Annotated in this window: 15 protein-coding genes and 1 tRNA gene; 9 read left to right on the forward strand and 7 right to left on the reverse strand. The window is 64.1% G+C overall.

All coding sequences use genetic code 11. From position 1 onward, the window contains the following. Positions 1 to 22: 22 nt before the first annotated feature. Positions 23 to 1,648 carry a GMC family oxidoreductase gene (locus tag DEM25_RS10360; RefSeq protein ID WP_109767336.1) on the reverse strand — a complete coding sequence of 542 codons (1,626 nt, stop codon included), beginning with the start codon at positions 1,646 to 1,648 and terminating at the stop codon, positions 23 to 25. Continuing rightward, positions 1,645 to 2,721 carry a PEP/pyruvate-binding domain-containing protein gene (locus DEM25_RS10365; RefSeq protein ID WP_158585241.1) on the reverse strand — a complete coding sequence of 359 codons (1,077 nt, stop codon included), beginning with the start codon at positions 2,719 to 2,721 and terminating at the stop codon, positions 1,645 to 1,647. The genes DEM25_RS10360 and DEM25_RS10365 overlap by 4 nt, the downstream gene beginning before the upstream one ends. A gap of 146 nt (positions 2,722 to 2,867) precedes the next feature. Between DEM25_RS10365 and DEM25_RS10370 the strand changes: the two genes are divergently transcribed. The 3 genes from DEM25_RS10370 to DEM25_RS10380 all read left to right on the forward strand — a co-directional run bounded on the left by DEM25_RS10370 (position 2,868) and on the right by DEM25_RS10380 (position 6,601). Continuing rightward, positions 2,868 to 4,358, forward strand: coding sequence for an aldehyde dehydrogenase family protein (locus DEM25_RS10370; RefSeq protein WP_109767388.1), 1,491 nt, complete (start codon positions 2,868 to 2,870; stop codon positions 4,356 to 4,358). 535 nt (positions 4,359 to 4,893) lie between these two features. Next, positions 4,894 to 4,970, forward strand: a tRNA-Pro gene (locus tag DEM25_RS10375). A gap of 119 nt (positions 4,971 to 5,089) precedes the next feature. Continuing rightward, positions 5,090 to 6,601, forward strand: coding sequence for a phosphomannomutase/phosphoglucomutase (locus DEM25_RS10380; protein WP_109767387.1), 1,512 nt, complete (start codon positions 5,090 to 5,092; stop codon positions 6,599 to 6,601). Here the strand turns inward: DEM25_RS10380 and DEM25_RS10385 are convergent, their stop codons facing one another. Next, on the reverse strand, positions 6,602 to 7,336 hold the full coding sequence (locus tag DEM25_RS10385; protein ID WP_109767333.1) for a DUF3750 domain-containing protein: 735 nt from the start codon (positions 7,334 to 7,336) through the stop codon (positions 6,602 to 6,604). A gap of 88 nt (positions 7,337 to 7,424) precedes the next feature. On the opposite strand from DEM25_RS10385, the gene DEM25_RS10390 reads away from it, so the two are divergent. After that, a complete protein-coding gene (locus tag DEM25_RS10390; RefSeq protein ID WP_109767332.1) occupies positions 7,425 to 8,429 on the forward strand; it encodes an asparaginase in 1,005 nt (334 codons plus the stop codon). Here DEM25_RS10390 and DEM25_RS10395 read toward each other — a convergent pair whose 3' ends face one another. Further along, positions 8,430 to 9,803 carry a TIGR03808 family TAT-translocated repetitive protein gene (locus DEM25_RS10395; RefSeq protein ID WP_109767331.1) on the reverse strand — a complete coding sequence of 458 codons (1,374 nt, stop codon included), beginning with the start codon at positions 9,801 to 9,803 and terminating at the stop codon, positions 8,430 to 8,432. A gap of 92 nt (positions 9,804 to 9,895) precedes the next feature. Beyond that, positions 9,896 to 10,267, reverse strand: coding sequence for a hypothetical protein (locus tag DEM25_RS10400; RefSeq protein WP_109767330.1), 372 nt, complete (start codon positions 10,265 to 10,267; stop codon positions 9,896 to 9,898). Between the two features lie 165 nt (positions 10,268 to 10,432). Here DEM25_RS10400 and DEM25_RS10405 point away from each other — a divergent pair, with 165 nt between their 5' ends. Next, positions 10,433 to 12,067, forward strand: coding sequence for a helicase HerA-like C-terminal domain-containing protein (locus DEM25_RS10405; RefSeq protein WP_109767329.1), 1,635 nt, complete (start codon positions 10,433 to 10,435; stop codon positions 12,065 to 12,067). Between the two features lie 80 nt (positions 12,068 to 12,147). Here DEM25_RS10405 and DEM25_RS10410 read toward each other — a convergent pair whose 3' ends face one another. After that, positions 12,148 to 12,903 (reverse strand): L,D-transpeptidase, encoded by a 756-nt coding sequence (locus DEM25_RS10410; RefSeq protein ID WP_109767386.1) that lies wholly within the window; start codon positions 12,901 to 12,903, stop codon positions 12,148 to 12,150. Positions 12,904 to 13,057: 154 nt separating this feature from the next. After that, a complete protein-coding gene (locus DEM25_RS10415) occupies positions 13,058 to 13,708 on the reverse strand; it encodes a haloacid dehalogenase type II (protein ID WP_109767385.1) in 651 nt (216 codons plus the stop codon). Between the two features lie 120 nt (positions 13,709 to 13,828). Between DEM25_RS10415 and DEM25_RS10420 the strand changes: the two genes are divergently transcribed. The 4 genes from DEM25_RS10420 (at position 13,829) to DEM25_RS10435 (ending at position 17,069) form a co-directional block, all read left to right on the forward strand. Then, positions 13,829 to 14,695, forward strand: a complete 867-nt coding sequence (locus tag DEM25_RS10420; RefSeq protein WP_109767328.1) for a branched-chain amino acid aminotransferase — start codon at positions 13,829 to 13,831, stop codon at positions 14,693 to 14,695. Positions 14,696 to 14,842: 147 nt separating this feature from the next. Continuing rightward, complete coding sequence (locus DEM25_RS10425; RefSeq protein WP_109767327.1) at positions 14,843 to 15,445, forward strand: superoxide dismutase; 603 nt, start codon at positions 14,843 to 14,845, stop codon at positions 15,443 to 15,445. 171 nt (positions 15,446 to 15,616) lie between these two features. Continuing rightward, on the forward strand, positions 15,617 to 16,063 hold the full coding sequence (locus tag DEM25_RS10430) for a c-type cytochrome (protein WP_147393308.1): 447 nt from the start codon (positions 15,617 to 15,619) through the stop codon (positions 16,061 to 16,063). Between the two features lie 76 nt (positions 16,064 to 16,139). Then, a complete protein-coding gene (locus DEM25_RS10435; protein ID WP_245412863.1) occupies positions 16,140 to 17,069 on the forward strand; it encodes a cytochrome c in 930 nt (309 codons plus the stop codon).

Below are 17,069 nucleotides of genomic sequence, written 5' to 3' on the forward strand. Positions count from 1 at the left end.
CCTCCCAACGGTCCGTTTGTTTTCAGTGTCGTGTCGCGGCGTCCTGCCGGATCATGTCGGCTGCCTTTTCGGCGATCATGATGGTGGGTGCGTTGGTGTTGCCCGAAACGATCTCGGGCATGATCGAGGCGTCGACGATGCGGAGGCCCTCGACGCCGCGCACCTTCAATCGCGGGTCGACCACCGCACGCGGGCCGGTGCCCATCGCGCAGGTGCCGACCGGGTGATAGACCGAACGCGCATGCTCCCGGATGAAGGCGGTCAGCTCTGCATCGTTGGTCACGCCATCTCCGGGCAGGATTTCGCTGAGCCCGTGCGGCGCGAACGGCTGCTGCCTGAGGATGTCGCGGGCGATCTTGACGCCGCGCATCAGCAGTTGCATGTCGTCTTCCTCGCGCAGCAGCCCCAAGTCGATGACCGGCCGCGCCGAAGGGTCCGCTTCGTTCAGCGTCACGGCGCCACGGCTCTTGGGACGCAGAACGCCGGTGTGCAGCGACACGCCATGGCCGTACTCCAGCATCCTGCCGCGATGGCTCTTGCGGCCTGGAATGAAATGGAACTGGATGTCGGGGCGCTCGACGTCCGGCTGCGACCGGACGAAGCCGCCGGCTTCGACCATGTTGGAGGCCAGCATGCCGCGCCGCGCGGCGAGATAGCGCAACCCTTCATAGAAGAGCTTGGGCGCCGCGCCGGCAGACAGGCCATAGGGCGTTCGGCTCCGGCTCTTGCAGATGACCAAGCAATCGACATGGTCGTGCAGATTGGCGCCGACGCCGGGCAGGTCATGCTTGACCGCGATGCCTGCGGCCGTCAGGTCGGCGCCGGGGCCGATGCCCGAACGCATGAGGATTTCCGGCGAGCCGATGGCCCCGGCCGAAAGGATCACTTCACGATCTGCCCCAATCGCACGCTCATTGCCATCGCCGTCGCGCACGCGCACGCCCGCGACCCGATCGTTGGACCATTCGAGCGCGGCCACCTGGCTGCTGGTGACGACGCGCAGATTGGCGCGGCCGCGCGCCGGCTCGAGAAACGCGTGCGCTGTCGAATGGCGCCGTCCGCCGTCTTGCGTCACCTGATAGATGCCGACGCCTTCCTGGCCGGCGCCGTTGAAGTCGCGATTTGGGCGGAACTGCAACTGGCCCGCAGCCTCGATGAACACCGTGTCCATCGGGTTTGGATCAGCGAGATCGGTGACCGACAGGGGGCCGGACTTGCCGTGATGGACGCCGTTGAGATCCGGCGCCCGATTGTTCTCCGACTTGATGAAATAGGGCAGAACCGACTCATAGTCCCAACCGGTACAGCCGGCCTCGGCCCAACGGTCATAATCCTCGCGCTGGCCGCGAATGTAGATCATGCCGTTGATGGCCGACGAACCGCCCAGAACCCGGCCGCGTGGGATCGACACCGAACGACCGCCTAATCCGTGCTGCGGCGCCGATGCGTAGAGCCAGTTGTGGCGGGTATTCTTGGCCAGCCATATCAGGCCGAGCGGCATGGCGATGAACGGATGGGTGTCCTTCGGCCCGGCTTCGATGAGACAGACAGTCGAGCGGGGGTCTTCCGACAAGCGGGACGCCAGAACCGCGCCCGCAGAGCCGGCGCCTACGATCACATAGTCGAACCGGTCGCCGGAAGCCGTCACCGTGCCACCCCGAAACCGTATTTCGTCGCATAATCCAGATTGTTCCAGGCCGGGGCGGGCGCCTCGGCCTCAAGCGTGGTCACCGGCCTGACCTGGACGAGGACCGGCGGTTCGCCGGGACGCCAGTGGCGGGGGATGACCCATTCGACATCCACCGGCTCGCCCATTTGCTTTTCGACGTCACGCACCGCGCGGGCGATGGTGTCGACCTCATGGTCGCCGAGCACGCGGGCTTTTCGGAATCGGGCGGGTGCCGGCTCTTCGACAACCAGCCGGGTCTGCGGATCAAAGACCGAGACAATCGTCTTGTCGGCGGTCACATAGTCGAGGATGCGCAAGTCCGCCTTGTCGACAGCCGCACGGTCCGGCGTGACCACGCCCTGGACGACCGATTCGCCAAAGCCCCAATTGCCCTCGATCGTGATGCGGTCGCGTTTGCCGGTCAGCGGATCGACCGAAAAGGCGACGCCCGCAGAGCGCGCATCCGCCAGTTCCAGCACCACAACCGCCATCGGCGCGTCATGGCGAAGGCCCTTCTTCAGCCGGTAAAGGATCGCGCGTTCGTTGAACAGGCTGGCCCAGACCTTCTTTACGTGGTTTAGCAGGGCCTCGTGGCCTGCGACGCCCAAATAGGTCTCGAACTGGCCGGCAAAGCTGGCATCCTTGGCATCTTCGCCAATGGCGGACGATCGCACGGCGACCTTGAGGCGAAGCGTGCCCGACTGAAAACATAGAGCGTCATAGGCATCGCAGATGAGCTGCGCCAGATGGCCGGGCAGACTGGCATCGGCGATCATCGCGACAATGTCGGCCGAACCGGCGCGGATGGCCGCTTCGTCGCTTACGTCAACGCGCGCCAGTCTGTCACCGATGGCGTCATGGAGTTGCGTCGCCTGCAGGAAGTCGGAGAAGGCTGCGGCCGTGACCGTGAAGCCGTTCGGCACCGAAGCGCCCATGGCCGTCAACTCGTACAGCCGCCGCCCCTTGCCGCCGACGTCGGACTCCTCGGACGGCTGCCGGATGTCGGCGACAAACGGTTTCGCTTGCCGGTTTGACCTGGCCTTGACGTGCATCGATATCCTCCCAAAGTCGAACCTACTCAATTTCATTCCATTTGCAACAAAAATATTTCATTTGATGCGAAATTGAGTTGCGTGCGGCTTCCTGCCTGTTATGCAAGGTAAGCAGGGAGCGACTGTCGGAAAGGTGGGGAGGAATGATGCTGGACATGGCACAGATTGAGGCGTTGCGCGCCGCCCCGGTTGCCGATCGGGATCATCTGGTCGATGGAAGGTCCTTTTCCCCGACGTCCGGTCAGCGCCTCGACGTGGAAACGCCGATCGACGGGTCGGTCCTGACCACGATGGCACGCGGCGACGCGACCGATGTCGAGGCGGCCGTTAGCGCGGCCAGGCGCGCCTTTGCCGACCGGCGGTGGCGCGGCCTGCCGGCGGCGCGGCGCAAGGCGATCATGGCGCGGTGGGCCGACCTGATCGAGGCGGAACTGCTGGAATTGACGGTGCTGGGCGTGCGCGACAACGGTACCGAGATCGCCATGGCGATCAAGGCCGAGGCCGCCTCGGCGGCGGCCACCATCCGCTATTATGGCGAGGCAATCGACAAGATGAGCGGCGAGATCGCGCCGACGCCCGACAACCGGTTGGGCCTGGTGCATCGCGAACCCGTCGGCGTTGTTGGCACGATCGTGCCGTGGAACTTTCCGCTCATGATCGGGGCGTGGAAACTGGCGCCGGCCATCGCGGCGGGCAATTCGGTCGTGCTCAAGCCCGCCGAAACGGCCTCGCTCGCCCTACTGCGTCTGGCTGAGCTCGCGCACGAGGCGGGACTGCCCGATGGCGTGCTCAATGTCGTGACCGGGTTGGGCGGCGAAGCCGGCGCGGCGCTCGCCGCGTCAAGCGATGTGGACGTGCTCGTCTTCACCGGTTCGGGCGCCACCGGCCGGAAACTGCTTCAAGCGTCGGCCGAGTCCAATCTCAAGCGGGTCTATCTGGAACTCGGCGGCAAATCGCCCAACATCGTCTTTGCCGATGCGCCGGACCTCGAGACGGCAGCCGAGGCTGCCGTCAATGCGGTCTTCCGCAACAGCGGCCAGGTCTGTGTCGCCGGTTCGCGGTTGCTGGTCGAGCGTTCGATCCACGAGGAATTCATCGAGAGGCTGCGTTCACGAGCCGACCGTATGCGCGTCGGCGATCCGCTCGATCCCGAGACACAGATCGGCGCAGTCAACAGCCAGTCCCAGCTTCACGCCAATCTAAAAGCCGTGGCGCAGGCACAGGAAGACGGCGCCCGCGTCATTGGCGGCGGACAACGGCTGCTCGAATCCAGCGGCGGCTACTACATGCAGCCGACGATCATTGCTGACGTTGCTCTGGCCCACCGGCTGTTTCAGCGTGAGGTGTTCGGGCCGGTCCTAGCAGTCACGACGTTCGATGGCGAGGCGGAGGCGGTGGCCCTGGCGAATGCGGGTCCGTACGGTCTGGCGTCGGGCGTGTGGACCGCCGATCTTGCGCGCGCGCACCGCATGGTCATGGCGATCAAGGCGGGCGTCGTTCACGTCAACACCTATGGCGGCACGGACATCACGGTGCCTATGGGCGGGCAGAAGCAATCCGGCAACGGCTATGACCGCTCGCTGCACGCGCTCGACAAATTCCAGAACCTTAAAACCGCCTGGATCGCCATCGATTGATCCATTGCCTCGAGCCGGACCAAGGGCTCAGCGTAAACGGTTGCCCGTTCAACCGTTCATTTCGATACGAATCTTGTGCATGTTTGACCCATCAAGTGGCGGTCACGCTTTCGCGCAACGGCGGCGCGCCGGCAAAGCGCTGCCTGTCTTTCCTCGCCGCGCAGGTGAACCGGCACGATCCGGATCTTCTCTTCCGCAAAACATTGTCTGCTCGCGGTCGGGCAGGTGTCTATTTTGATGTTCTCCGTCGGCTCTTTGTGCGTTTCTGGTTTCTGTCTCATCGTCACTGCTTGACGGGCCAAGCCGAGCGAGAAATCCTCCCTTGTCCGTTAGGCCGAGACCGTCTCATTGGTGCTGAAGTCTGATATCTTCGTGACCGGCGCATGGACTCGCCTCGAAAAGCATGCTCCGTCTTCACTTGCCAGACCGCCGCTTGGAGCTTTGCGCATTTTCGTGGCACTTGGGGCCGTTTGTTCACTTGCTGTTTCGAAATGACTCCGCTAGAAGGCGCCCGAAACCCTTGTGTTTCAAGGGCCGGAGTGTAGCGCAGCCTGGTAGCGCACCTCGTTCGGGACGAGGGGGTCGCAGGTTCAAATCCTGCCACTCCGACCAATTCTAAGGTCGACATCGATGCTTTGGGTGCCGCCGGCGATTGCCGGTTGCCGCCGGCCCCTTTTTGCGTCTATCCCGGAGGGGTTCTGCATCGCGCCAATCCATCCTCCGGAGCTGCCATGAAACCCGTCGCGGACCTGACCCCCAACACGTTCGCCTTCGAGACCACGCCGCTCGTCAAGCCGACCGGCTTCCGCGAATACGATGCGCGCTGGTGGTTCGGTCACCCGTCGTCGGACAAGGCGCCGGAGATCAACCTGATGGGCATTCAGGCGCTCGGCATGGGGCTCGGCACGCTGATCCGCCGCCGCGGTGCCGGCCCGAAGATTGTCGTCGGCCACGATTTCCGCAGCTATTCCATGACGATCAAGCTGGCATTGACGCAAGGGCTCATGGCCGCCGGCGCCGAGATCAAGGATATCGGCCTGGCCCTGTCGCCGATGGCCTATTTCGCCCAGTTCGAGCTGGACGTGCCGTCCGTGGCAATGGTCACCGCCTCGCACAATGAAAACGGCTGGACCGGCGTGAAGATGGGCTGCGACCGCCCGCTGACTTTCGGCCCCGACGAGATGGGCCAGTTGCGCGATATCGTGCTCGGCGGCGATTTCGACCTGACCGGCGGCGCCTACGAGTTTGTCGACGGGTTTCGCGAGACCTATCTCGACGATCTCGTCGACGGCCACACGATCTCGCGCAAGCTCAAGGTCGTGGCCGCATGCGGCAATGGCACGGCCGGGGCGTTTGCGCCCGAAGCGCTCGAACGGATCGGCTGCGAGGTGATCCCGCTCGACGCCGAACTCGACCACACCTTCCCGCGCTACAATCCCAATCCCGAAGACATGGAAATGCTGCACGCGATCCGTGACGCCGTGCTCGAGCATGGCGCAGATGTCGGGCTCGGCTTTGACGGTGACGGCGACCGCTGCGGCGTCGTCGACAATAAGGGCAACGAGATCTTCGCCGACAAGGTGGGCGTGATGCTCGCCCGCGACATCTCCGCCCACCACGACAACTCCGTCTTTGTCGCGGACGTGAAATCGACCGGGCTCTACGCCACCGATCCGGTCCTGAAGGAGCAGGGCGCAAAGACCGACTACTGGAAGACCGGCCACTCCTACATCAAGCGCCGGGTGACGGAGCTTGGCGCCATTGCTGGGTTTGAAAAATCCGGCCACTTCTTCTTCGGCCCGCCGATCGGCCGGGGCTATGATGACGGCATCGTCACCGCAATCGCCGTTTGCGAGATGCTCGACCGCAACCCCGAAAAGTCGATGGCCGATCTCTATCGCGCGCTGCCGCTCACCTATGGCTCGCCCACCATGTCGCCCCACTGCGACGATGAGGTGAAGTACGAGGTGATCGACCGTGTCGTGAAGCGGTTTGAAAAGATGCAGGCCGATGGCGGAGAGGTCGCCGGGCACCCGATCGCCGACCTTGTCACCGTCAATGGCGTGCGGGTCGTTGCCGACGACGGCACATGGGGGCTGGTGAGGGCCTCGTCCAACAAGCCCGAACTGGTCGTCGTCGTCGAAAGCCCGGTCTCCGAGCAGCGCAAGATCGACATGTTCAACGCGGTCGATGCGGTGCTGCGCGAGAACCCCGAAGTCGGCGAATACAATCAGACGCTCTGATCAGAGCGCCAGGCCGACCCGGCCGATGCCCGGCAGTTTCAGCGCCGGGCGCATGACATCGATGCCGATCGCCTGACCCAGCAGGTGAACCTCAAACCCAGATCGCAGACCGGCCGACAGGCCGGCGAGGCCGTGCAAGGACAGATGCAGGTCACGCGCGTCGCGATCGACTGCGGCGCGGGGGCCGGCGCCCAGATAGTCGCGCCCCACCGCGTGCGGCGGCAGGACCGCGCCGATCTCCGGCACCGCGCGCAAGACGTGGGCGACGAACGTGTTCGAATTCGGCCCCGGCCATGTGCGGTAATCGCCGCGTCCGGCGTGCGGGTAGCGCGCGATGGCGCTTTCGATCGCGGGGATCAGACTGGCCGCTTCATGGCCTCGGATCGCACGGATGATGAAGGGCCGGTTGGAATACCAGCGTGCATCGGCGGTATAGGCATTGCGGCGGACGGGCATGCCCCAGCCCACCTTGTCATAGCGCGTATAGGCCGCAGCGCCCGCGCGCTTGTAGACCAGCCAGCTGTGCACCGAAACCGCGCCCTTGAGCCCGCCGGTGCGTGCCGCCATCACATAGACCGCTGCATCGCTGTTGCGTCCCGGATCGGGCAGGGTGTCCGTGCCCGACCAGTCGGCTTCGTGCCAGCTCTGGGGGCGGTCCACGGTCATCCACCAGGCGGTGGCCGTGCCGATCGGCAGAAAGAAGAGCAGTGCCAGGCAGGCGAGGAATATTCGCATCGGTCTCTTGTGCGTCCGTGTTTGAGGGCATAGTGCGCGGCAATGGGGTGAAAATGCGGTGGCGCCGGGAGCGCGTTCGGGAGGCACTATGGCAAATCCGGTAATCGCCGAAGTCACGCGCGGCAGCCGCGTCGAGAGCGTTCATCGCGGACGCATCGTCGCCGTCGATGCCGATGAAGGCGTGTTGTTCGCTATCGGCGATGTCGACACGCCGGTCTACCCGCGTTCAGCCCTCAAGCTGATGCAGGCGTTGCCGCTTGTTGAAAGCGGTGCGGCCGACGCGTTCGGCTTCGGCGACCGGGAACTGGCGCTGGCCTGCGCGTCCCATTCGTCCGAACCGGCCCATGTCGATATGGCCCGCGCGATGCTGTCCAAAGCGGGCCTGACGCAGGACGATTTGCAATGCGGCGCCCACTGGCCGCTGTTCGGATCCGGCGAGATGGTGGCATTGGCGCGGTCCGGCGAAGAGCCGACGCGCGCGCACAACAATTGCTCGGGCAAACATGCCGGCTTTCTGTGCACCTGCGTTCACCAGGGGTTTGATACGGGCGACTATCTTGCGGACGCCAACGGCGTGCAGCGCCAGGTGCGCGCGACGATCGAACAGTTGACCGGCGCAACGCTCGACTTTGACCGGTGCGGCCTCGACGGCTGCTCGGCGCCCACTTATGCGCTGCCGCTTGTCGCATTTGCGCGCGGCTTTGCGCGGCTGGCGACGGGCAACGGGCTGGAGTCCGCACGCGCCAAGGCGGCGCGGCGGCTGATGGCGGCGTGCGTGGCCGAACCGCTGATGGTGGCCGGCACGGGGCGTTTCTGCACCGACCTGATGGATGCCTGTGAGGGCCGGGTCTACGTGAAGACCGGAGCGGAGGGCGTCTATGTGGGCACGGTGCCGGAAGAAGGCATCGCGCTGGCACTCAAATGCGACGATGGCGCGACACGGGCCGCTGAGGTGGCCATGGCGGCGGCGCTTGTGCGGGCGCTCGGGCCGGACCACGATCTGACGGCGTCGATTGCATCGTTCGCTGTTCGGCCGGTGCGCGACTGGAACGGGCTTCAGGTGGGAGAGTTGCGCGCTGTTGAGCCAGATTGATCAGGCCAGCCGGTTGTCGGCGAGGATGATGTTTTCCGGCACGCCACGGCGCGCGCCCAGCAACTCACCGGTCGTCAGGTCTGCCCAGCGATGGGCGCGGATGGCGCCTTGCCGCGCGCCAATCACATTGGCGCTGACGAGCACCGTGCCAGCGCCCGGTGCTTCCGAGATGCCGATGCCGATCCGTGCGTCGCGAATGACATTCGACGACAGAACGCAATCGCGCAGATAGGGTCCCCAGCCGGCATTGATGCCGAACCGGGCGACGCCCTCGATCATGTTGCCTGTGACCGTCGTATCGGCTTCCACAGCGATGCCGGTGCCGAAACCGGGCGCGTCAGGCTCATAAGGCCCGGTGGCGACGATGTTCCGGATGATGTTGCCCGATACGGTCGCCGCGCGTCCGCCGTCGTTGAAGTTGGTCACCGAGATGCCGTTGGCCGCACCATCGATGAAGTTGCGCGCCACGATGGCATTCTCGAACCCGAACTCGGAGTAGATCGCCGTCTCACCGATCGCGCGGCAATTGTTGTCGACGATCTGCAGGTTCCGCGCCGCATTGCCGCGCACCGCCGAAAAGGCGGCGCCTTCGATCCGGTTGCCGCTGACCAGCACATTGTCGGCACGGAACAGGTTGATCGCATTGCCCCACTGGCCGGTGCCGCCGCTGACCGCGCCGATATTGGTGATGCGGTTGCCGACGATCATCGTGCCGTCATCGCCTTCGGCCCAGCGATGGATGATGACACCGCCATCGGCACAGGCATCGACCCGGTTGCCGCGCACCGTCAATCCCGTGCTTTCGACCGCATAGATGCCGAAGCGCGCCGCGCCCGAAATGGAGCAATCGGCAATCCGGCCGCCGCAGCGTTCAAGATGGATGCCGTCCCGCCCGGCGCCGCGCACCGTCAGATCGTCCAGCGTCACATCGGGCACGCCGCGCAGATCGATAAGCCCGTCGACGCCGGCACCGGTCCAGCGATTGACGCCGTCGACGACGAGGTTTGAAAGGCGCACCTGCCGCAGATCATGGCCGGACAGGAAATGTCCGTCGCCGCCATAGACCAACTCGGTGCGTCCCGGCACACCGGAAATCAGCGCACCTTCGGGAAGCTTGATGTTGGAGATCACATAGGTGCCGGCCGGCAGGAACACCGGAATGCCGCGCCGTGCGGTTTCGTCCAGCATGCGCTGGAACGCGGCCGACTGGTTGTCGAGCGCGCCGGGGCGGACATCATAGTCGAGCGCGCTGACCGAACCGCGCAACTCGGCCAGCGTCACCGCCGGTTGGCGCGATTGTGCCGATGCGGAACGGCTGACGGCCAGCGCGGCCAAGCCTGTTCCAAAATGGGTCAGAAACCGGCGTCTGTGCATGTCTGTCCTCCATTGCGAGGATCAGGTGCACGCACGATGCCAAAACGCCCCGGCATCCCTGTCCGGGGCGCTTTCTGCCGTGCTCCAAAGCGTCAGACGAACTGGCTGAGCCCGGGAATCGCGCTGATGACTTCATCGACAGGGCCGTCGCCGGCCTTTTCCCTGGCGAACGAGATGGTCTCCTTGGAAATGCCGGAGATTTCGCCCATGCCGAGCCCGAGCCCCATCAGCGACGAGCCAAGACCCATCACGCCGCCGCCCATCATGCCGCCGAGCATTCCGCCGCCGCCGCCACCGGCATTGTCGATCAGATCCTGCGCGCCGGGCATTGCGGCCAGCATCTCGGCGATCTTGTCCTGCGGGCCTTCCTTCTGCAGAAAGCCGAGGATCATGCCGACGGCGCTCTGCGCCTTGCCGGCGTCGATGCCGACGCTGTCCGTAATGCGGGAAATCAGGTCTTCCATGAGTGCCTCCGGGCGAAAAATTTTGACGTTTACGTCATAGGCAGAACCGCCGGCGCAATTCAAGGGCGCAGACACGCCATCGCGCGAAATTCGCCTGACGCCATTGTCCGCCGGCGGGCCGCCAACTATAGCAGGGCAGGGGATGCAGCAGACGGGACGCCTTAAATGACCGCACCGGAAGAGATTTTCGTCGGCACCAGCCGCAAGCCAGACGACAGCATCGAGGCCAAACAGTTCCTCAAGCTGAAATACGCCAACCGGCACGGGCTGATCACCGGCGCAACCGGAACGGGCAAGACCGTGACGTTGCAGATCCTGGCCGAGGGCTTTTCCAATGCCGGCGTTCCGGTCTTCTGCGCCGACGTGAAGGGCGACCTCTCGGGCATCGCCGCGATGGGCGAAGCCAAGGACTTTCTCCTCAAGCGCGCCGAGACGATCGGGCTCGATCCGTACGAGTTCCAGGAATTCCCGGCGATCTTCTGGGACCTGTTAGGCGAGAAGGGCCATCCCATCCGCACGACGATCTCGGAGATGGGACCGTTGCTCCTGTCGCGGCTGATGGACTGCTCGGACAGCCAGGAGGGCGTCATCAACATCGCCTTCCGCATCGCCGACGAGGAGGGTCTGCTGCTGCTCGACCTGAAGGACTTCCGGGCGCTTTTGTCCAACATGTCCGAGCGTTCCAAGGAACTGTCGCACAAATATGGCAGCGTGAACCGCCAGTCGATCGGCGCGATCCAGCGCAAGCTCCTCGTGCTCGAACAGCAGCGCGCCGATCTTTTCTTCGGCGAGCCGGCGCTGCGTATCGCCGACATCATGCGCACGACCCCGGACGGGCGCGGCGCCATCAATGTGCTGGCCGCAGACCAGCTGATGATGAATCCGCGCCTATATGCGACGTTCCTGCTCTGGCTCCTGTCGGAACTGTTCGAGGAACTGCCCGAAGTCGGAGATTCCGACCGGCCGCGCCTGGTCTTCTTCTTCGATGAGGCACATCTTCTGTTCGACGAGGCGCCGAAAATTCTGGTCGAAAGAGTGGAACAGGTGGTCCGGCTGATACGGTCCAAGGGCGTCGGCGTCTTCTTCGTCACGCAGAACCCGCTCGACGTGCCGGAAACGGTGCTGTCGCAACTGGGCAACCGCATCCAGCATGCATTGCGCGCCTACACGCCGCGGGAGCAGCGCGCGGTCAAGACGGCGGCCGACACCTTCCGGCCCAATCCCGACTTCGACAGTTTCAAGGTGATTACCCAACTCGGCGTCGGCGAGGCGCTGGTCTCGACGCTCGAGAAGAAGGGCGTGCCGGGTATCGTTCAGCGCACGCTGATCCGTCCGCCGTCCTCGCGTCTGGGCCCGCTTGAGGATGGCGAGCGCGCGGATGTCGTCAGGCAGAGCCCGATCATGGGCCAGTACGACGAAACGCTGGACCGGGATTCGGCCTTCGAGATGCTGGCGCGCCGCGCACAGGAGGAAGCCCGCGCGGAAGAGGAAGCGCGCCGGCGCGAGGAAGAGGAAGAGCGCCGCGAAGAGGAGGAGGAGAGGCGTGAACGCGAGCGCGAACGCAGCGCGCGGTCGCAGTGGCGCCTGCCGGACCATGACGATGATGACGGCTATTCCGGTCGCCGCCGGTCGAGCCGCAGTTCAAAATCGCGCAGCCGCCGAAGTTCCGGCCGGCGCCGCAGCTACAAGCGCCAGACCGTCACCGAAGCGGCGGTCAAATCTGTCGTGCGCAGCGTCTCGACGCAGCTTGGCCGTGCGATCGCTCGTGGCATCCTCGGCGGCATCAAGCGCGGCTTTTGACTGGCTGGAGCTGATCTTTCGCCAACAAAAAAGGAGCGCCGCCAGCGCCCCCTTCTTCTTGTCGGCCTTGCCGTGAGCGGTCAGCGCACGACGATCGGCGTACCTTCCGGAACACGGCTGTAAAGGTCGATCACGTCCTGGTTCATCAGCCGCACGCAGCCCGATGAAACTGATTGGCCGATCGATGTCCATTGCGGGTTGCCATGCAGCCGGTAGAGCGTGTCCTTGCCGTCCTGATAGATGTAGAGCGCGCGGGCACCGAGCGGATTGGTGATGCCCGGATCCATACCGCCTTCCCATACATTGTCGCCGTCTTTGTCGCTGGCGCGATAGCGCTCCAGTTCAGGTTCGCGATCGATCATCTCATCAGGGGGAAACCATCTTGGCCAACGCCGGCGCGCGCCGACCTCCGCCCGTCCCGACCATTCAAATCCCGCGCGACCCAAGCCGACGCCGTAACGGATCGCATTGCCATTTCCGAGCGCCAGGAAAAGGAAATGTTGCCGGGTATCGACGACAACGGTTCCCGGCGCTTCGCGTGTCGTGTCCCGCACAACTTGCCGCAGATAACGTTCCGGCACGCGCTCATAGGGGATGGCCGGAATGGTGAAGCCGCCATCCCTTTTGGTGGCGTACATTTCCTCGAACGGCGGAAAGCGCGGTTCGGGTCCGAACGGCATCGTGCCGGCGCGCAGGGGCGACTGGCTACGCGGTGGTGCAAGCGTAATTGGCGGCGCGGCGCTTTCCGGCGGCGGCGTCTGGGTGCATGCGGCGGTCGCCGCCAAGGGTGCCAGGGCCGAAAGACCGAGAAATTGCCTGCGAGATGTACGAATCATGACGGACCCCATGATGAAAAACCCCGCTCTCTGCTACGGCAGCGTTCGCCGGTTGGGAAGTTGCCGGCACTCCGAAACGCCTCTGCTTCACGGCTCTGTGAGCGCTTTTGCCGCCTTTGGCTCACAGCGTTGCAAAGCTGCAACATATTGCCGCTTACAATTCGTCGAGCGAACCGATGACCCGTTTGGGCGCATATTTCACATATTCGTCCGGCGCGCCGCTGCGATTGATCCAGACCGGATGAAAACCGAACTTGCAGGCGCCTGCGATGTCCCATCGGTTGGATGAGACGAACACGATCTTTTTCGGCTTGGCGTCCCAGGCGTCGGTCACCATCCGGTAGGTTTCAGGCGCGGTCTTGAACACCTTGACCGCATCGACGGAGAATGTGTCGTCTATCAATGTGTCGAGCTTTGCCGAGCGGATGGCCGCCGTCACCATCTCCGGCGAGCCGTTGGAAAGGATCGCCGTGCGCGCCCCGTCGCGCCGCAGCCGCTCGAGTGTCGGGCTGACGTCGGCATAGGCATCGAGTGTCCAATAGGCATCGAGAAGGGCCGATCGCAGCGCATCGTTGCCGACACCGTGCAGCGCCAGCGCGTAATCGAGTGCTTCTTCGGTCAGCCGCCAGAAGTCCGAATAGCTGCCCATCAGCCCGCGCACCCAGGAATATTCGAGCTGCTTGGTCCGCCAGGTCGCCGACACCGCCTCCCATCGATCGCCCAGTGCCCTGGCATGGGCGCGCATCGCCGCATGGACGTCGAACAGGGTTCCATAGGCGTCGAACACGTAGCCGGTGGGGGTCATCTTGATCCGTCGCGTTGCAGGCGGACGCATCATCGTGCAATCGCCGGCCCCGTCAAGTCGTCCGCGTTGACGCAATAGCCAAAACCGGTCAATGCGTAAGCGAGACGAAGGGAGCGACCCATGGCGACGATACCACCGGCGCAAAGCCAGACCTGGACCCATGTCGATGGCGACTGGCATGAGGGCAATGTGCCGATCATGGGTGCGCGCACGCATGCGGTATGGCTTGGGTCGTCCGTGTTCGACGGCGCGCGCTGGTTCGAGGGCGTTGCGCCGGACCTCGATCTGCATTGCCAGCGCGTCAACGCATCGGCGCTGGCGCTCGGTCTTCAGCCGACCATGGAGCCGGACGCCATGGCGGCGTTGACCATGGAGGGCATCAGGAAGTTCGACGGCAACACCGCCGTCTATATTCGCCCGACCTATTGGGCCGAGCATGGCGGCTACATGTCGGTGCCCGCCGATCCCGCATCGACGCGCTTTGCCCTTTGCCTGTTCGAGGCGCCGATGATCGCTCCCCAGGGCTTTTCGGTCACCGTCTCGCCGTTCCGGCGGCCGACGATCGAGACCATGCCGACCAACGCCAAGGCCGGCTGTCTCTACCCCAACAATGGCCGCGCGATCATGGAAGCGCGCGCGCGCGGTTTCGACAATTGCCTGGTGCGGGACATGCTCGGCAATGTGTGCGAAACGGCGACCTCCAACGTCTTCCTGGTCAAGGACGGGCAGGTGATGACGCCGGCGCCCAACCGTACCTTCTTGTCCGGAATCACACGCAACCGCATCATCGATCTCCTGTGGCAATATGGCTTCAAAACCGCCGAAAGGGCGTTGACTGTCGAGGACTTCATGGACGCCGACGAGATCTTTTCGACCGGGAACCACTCCAAGGTCGTGCCCGTTGTGCAGATCGAGGATCGCGAGTTGCAGCCCGGACCCGTGGGCAAGAAAGCACGCGAACTCTACTGGGAATGGGCACACGGCTGATCGCCGGGCGCACCCTTCCCTAGGTCGAATTCGGCAGTCGTCCGCTTGCCGAATTCGGTCTTGAAGTCTACATCAGCGGTCAGGATTTGCGCGCCATCCGGACCCGTCCCGCGCAAGTCCGATCATCCGACGGAGAGGACCCCGACCATGGCTTTTGAACTTCCCGACCTTCCCTATGATTACGACGCGCTCGCGCCCTACATGTCGCGCGAAACGCTCGAATTCCATCACGACAAGCACCACCAAGCCTACGTCACCAAAGGCAACGAACTGGCTGCAGAAGCTGGCATGGACGGGCTTTCGCTCGAGGAAATCGTCAAGCAGTCGCATGGCAAGAACCCGGGCCTGTTCAACAATGCCGGCCAGCATTACAATCACATCCACTTCTGGAAATGGATGAAGAAGGGCGGTGGCGGCACGTCGCTGCCGGGCAAGCTGCAGAGCGCGATCGACAGCGATCTGGGCGGCTATGACAAGTTCAAGGCCGATTTCGTCGCCGCCGGCGTTGGCCAGTTCGGGTCGGGCTGGGCCTGGATCGCCGTCAAGGACGGAAAACTGGAAATCATGAAGACGCCGAACGGCGAGAACCCGCTGGTCCATGGCGCGCAGCCGATCCTCGGCGTAGATGTCTGGGAGCATTCCTACTATATCGACTACCGCAACGCCCGGCCGAAATATCTCGAAGCCTTCGTCGACAACCTCATCAACTGGGACCATGTCCTTGAAATGTATGAAGCTGCGACGAGCTGACCGGACAAAAGCCGGCCTGAATGCCTGAATGATGTGAAGCCCGGCCGCTGTGCCGGGTTTTTCGTTACGAACTGTTCACAATAACGCGTCTTGATTTTCGCTCTCCGGTTGCATCTTCTTCTTTGCGATGCGGGCTTCGGCTCGCCGCAAAAAGCATCCGGAGGAAAACAGATGTTGCTGAGAACCTTGACGATCGCCGCGACCATGTTGGCCACTGGCGCGACGGTGTCGATCGCGCAGGACGATCCGATCGCCGAACGCCAGGAGACCATGAAGACGATGGGCCGTTCGATGCGCGTGCTGGTTCCGATGGCGCGCGGTCAGGCGGATTACGATGCGGAGGCGGCGCTCGCTGCTTTCGTCCAGATGAACGATGCGGCGCAAAATTATGGCGATCTGTTTCCCGAAGGCTCGGAAACGGGCGGTGACACGCGCGCCAAACCGGAGATCTGGTCCGATCGTGAGGGCTTCGATGCCGCCGTGGCCGCCTTCAAGGACGACCTCGCCATGGCGGTTTCGGCCGACATCGGCAGCCTCGACGCGTTCCGTCCGGTGTTCGGCGCCGTTGCGCAGAATTGCGGCGACTGCCACGAAGACTATCAGGTTCCCGAGAACTGATCGTCCGAAGGCTCTTGGCTCCGATCTTGCCGGCGGTGCCTGGAGCCCGCCGGCGAACAGCTTTTTGTGAGGCACGGTGCGTCGTCTGACGGTCTGGATGGTCCTGATTGCCACGGCGGGCGTGGCTGCGTTCTGGCTGCTGTCCGCGCCCGTCCGGCTTGCTGCAACCGATCTGGCTGTCTTCGAAGCGCACGAACCCGATCTCGCAAACGGCGAGAACCTCTTCTGGGCGGGCGGCTGTGCATCCTGTCATGCAGCGCCCGATGCCGAAGGCGACGCCCGTTCAATCCTGTCCGGTGGTCTGGCTCTCGAAAGCCCTTATGGCGTGTTCGGCGTTCCGGGCATTTCGCCCGATCCCGATACCGGCATTGGCGGCTGGTCCTTTTACGATTTCGCCAATGCGATGAAGCGCGGCGTGGCTCCGGACGGGCGCCACTATTATCCATCCTTCCCCTATGCGTCCTATGCGAAGATGCCGCTGACGGACCTCGCCGACCTCTGGGCCTATCTGAAGACCCTGCCGGTTCCCGACAGCGCAGCCGAAATACCCCAAACGCAACTTTCCTTTCCTTTCAATATGCGCCGCGGCATCGGCCTTTGGAAACGCGTCTATCTGGACGAAGGGCCGGTGGTTGCCGACGATGCGCTGGGCGATGACCCCGTTCTGACGCGCGGCCGCTATCTGGTCGAAGGTCCGGGCCATTGCGGCGAGTGCCACACGCCGCGAAACATCGGGTTGGCCATGGACGGTTCGCGCTGGCTCGCCGGTGCGCCCAATCCCGAAGGCGAGGGGCGCGTGCCCAACATTACCGGGCATGCCGACGGTTTGGCGGGCTGGACCGCGGACGACATCGCCTACGGCCTCGAATCGGGCTTCACGCCGGCGTTCGATTCGATGGGCGGTTCGATGGCTTCAGTCGTCAAGAACCTCGCCAACGCGGCCGCCGAAGACCGCGCGGCCATCGCGGCTTACCTCAAGGCGATTCCCGAGATACCTGACGGGTGA

It is taken from the genome of Oceaniradius stylonematis (assembly GCF_003149475.2).
Classification (GTDB): Bacteria; Pseudomonadota; Alphaproteobacteria; order Rhizobiales; family Rhizobiaceae; genus Roseitalea; species Roseitalea stylonematis.

What these genes read in the sequence shown, in the direction of transcription:
- DEM25_RS10365 (WP_158585241.1), bottom strand. Translation starts at nt 2,721, where the DNA reads ATGCACGTCAAGGCCAGGTCAAACCGGCAAGCGAAACCGTTTGTCGCC.
- DEM25_RS10370 (WP_109767388.1), top strand. Translation starts at nt 2,868, where the DNA reads ATGCTGGACATGGCACAGATTGAGGCGTTGCGCGCCGCCCCGGTTGCC.
- DEM25_RS10380 (WP_109767387.1), top strand. Translation starts at nt 5,090, where the DNA reads ATGAAACCCGTCGCGGACCTGACCCCCAACACGTTCGCCTTCGAGACC.
- DEM25_RS10385 (WP_109767333.1), bottom strand. Translation starts at nt 7,336, where the DNA reads ATGCGAATATTCCTCGCCTGCCTGGCACTGCTCTTCTTTCTGCCGATC.
- DEM25_RS10390 (WP_109767332.1), top strand. Translation starts at nt 7,425, where the DNA reads ATGGCAAATCCGGTAATCGCCGAAGTCACGCGCGGCAGCCGCGTCGAG.
- DEM25_RS10395 (WP_109767331.1), bottom strand. Translation starts at nt 9,803, where the DNA reads ATGCACAGACGCCGGTTTCTGACCCATTTTGGAACAGGCTTGGCCGCG.
- DEM25_RS10400 (WP_109767330.1), bottom strand. Translation starts at nt 10,267, where the DNA reads ATGGAAGACCTGATTTCCCGCATTACGGACAGCGTCGGCATCGACGCC.
- DEM25_RS10405 (WP_109767329.1), top strand. Translation starts at nt 10,433, where the DNA reads ATGACCGCACCGGAAGAGATTTTCGTCGGCACCAGCCGCAAGCCAGAC.
- DEM25_RS10410 (WP_109767386.1), bottom strand. Translation starts at nt 12,903, where the DNA reads ATGATTCGTACATCTCGCAGGCAATTTCTCGGTCTTTCGGCCCTGGCA.
- DEM25_RS10415 (WP_109767385.1), bottom strand. Translation starts at nt 13,708, where the DNA reads ATGACCCCCACCGGCTACGTGTTCGACGCCTATGGAACCCTGTTCGAC.
- DEM25_RS10420 (WP_109767328.1), top strand. Translation starts at nt 13,829, where the DNA reads ATGGCGACGATACCACCGGCGCAAAGCCAGACCTGGACCCATGTCGAT.
- DEM25_RS10425 (WP_109767327.1), top strand. Translation starts at nt 14,843, where the DNA reads ATGGCTTTTGAACTTCCCGACCTTCCCTATGATTACGACGCGCTCGCG.
- DEM25_RS10430 (WP_147393308.1), top strand. Translation starts at nt 15,617, where the DNA reads ATGTTGCTGAGAACCTTGACGATCGCCGCGACCATGTTGGCCACTGGC.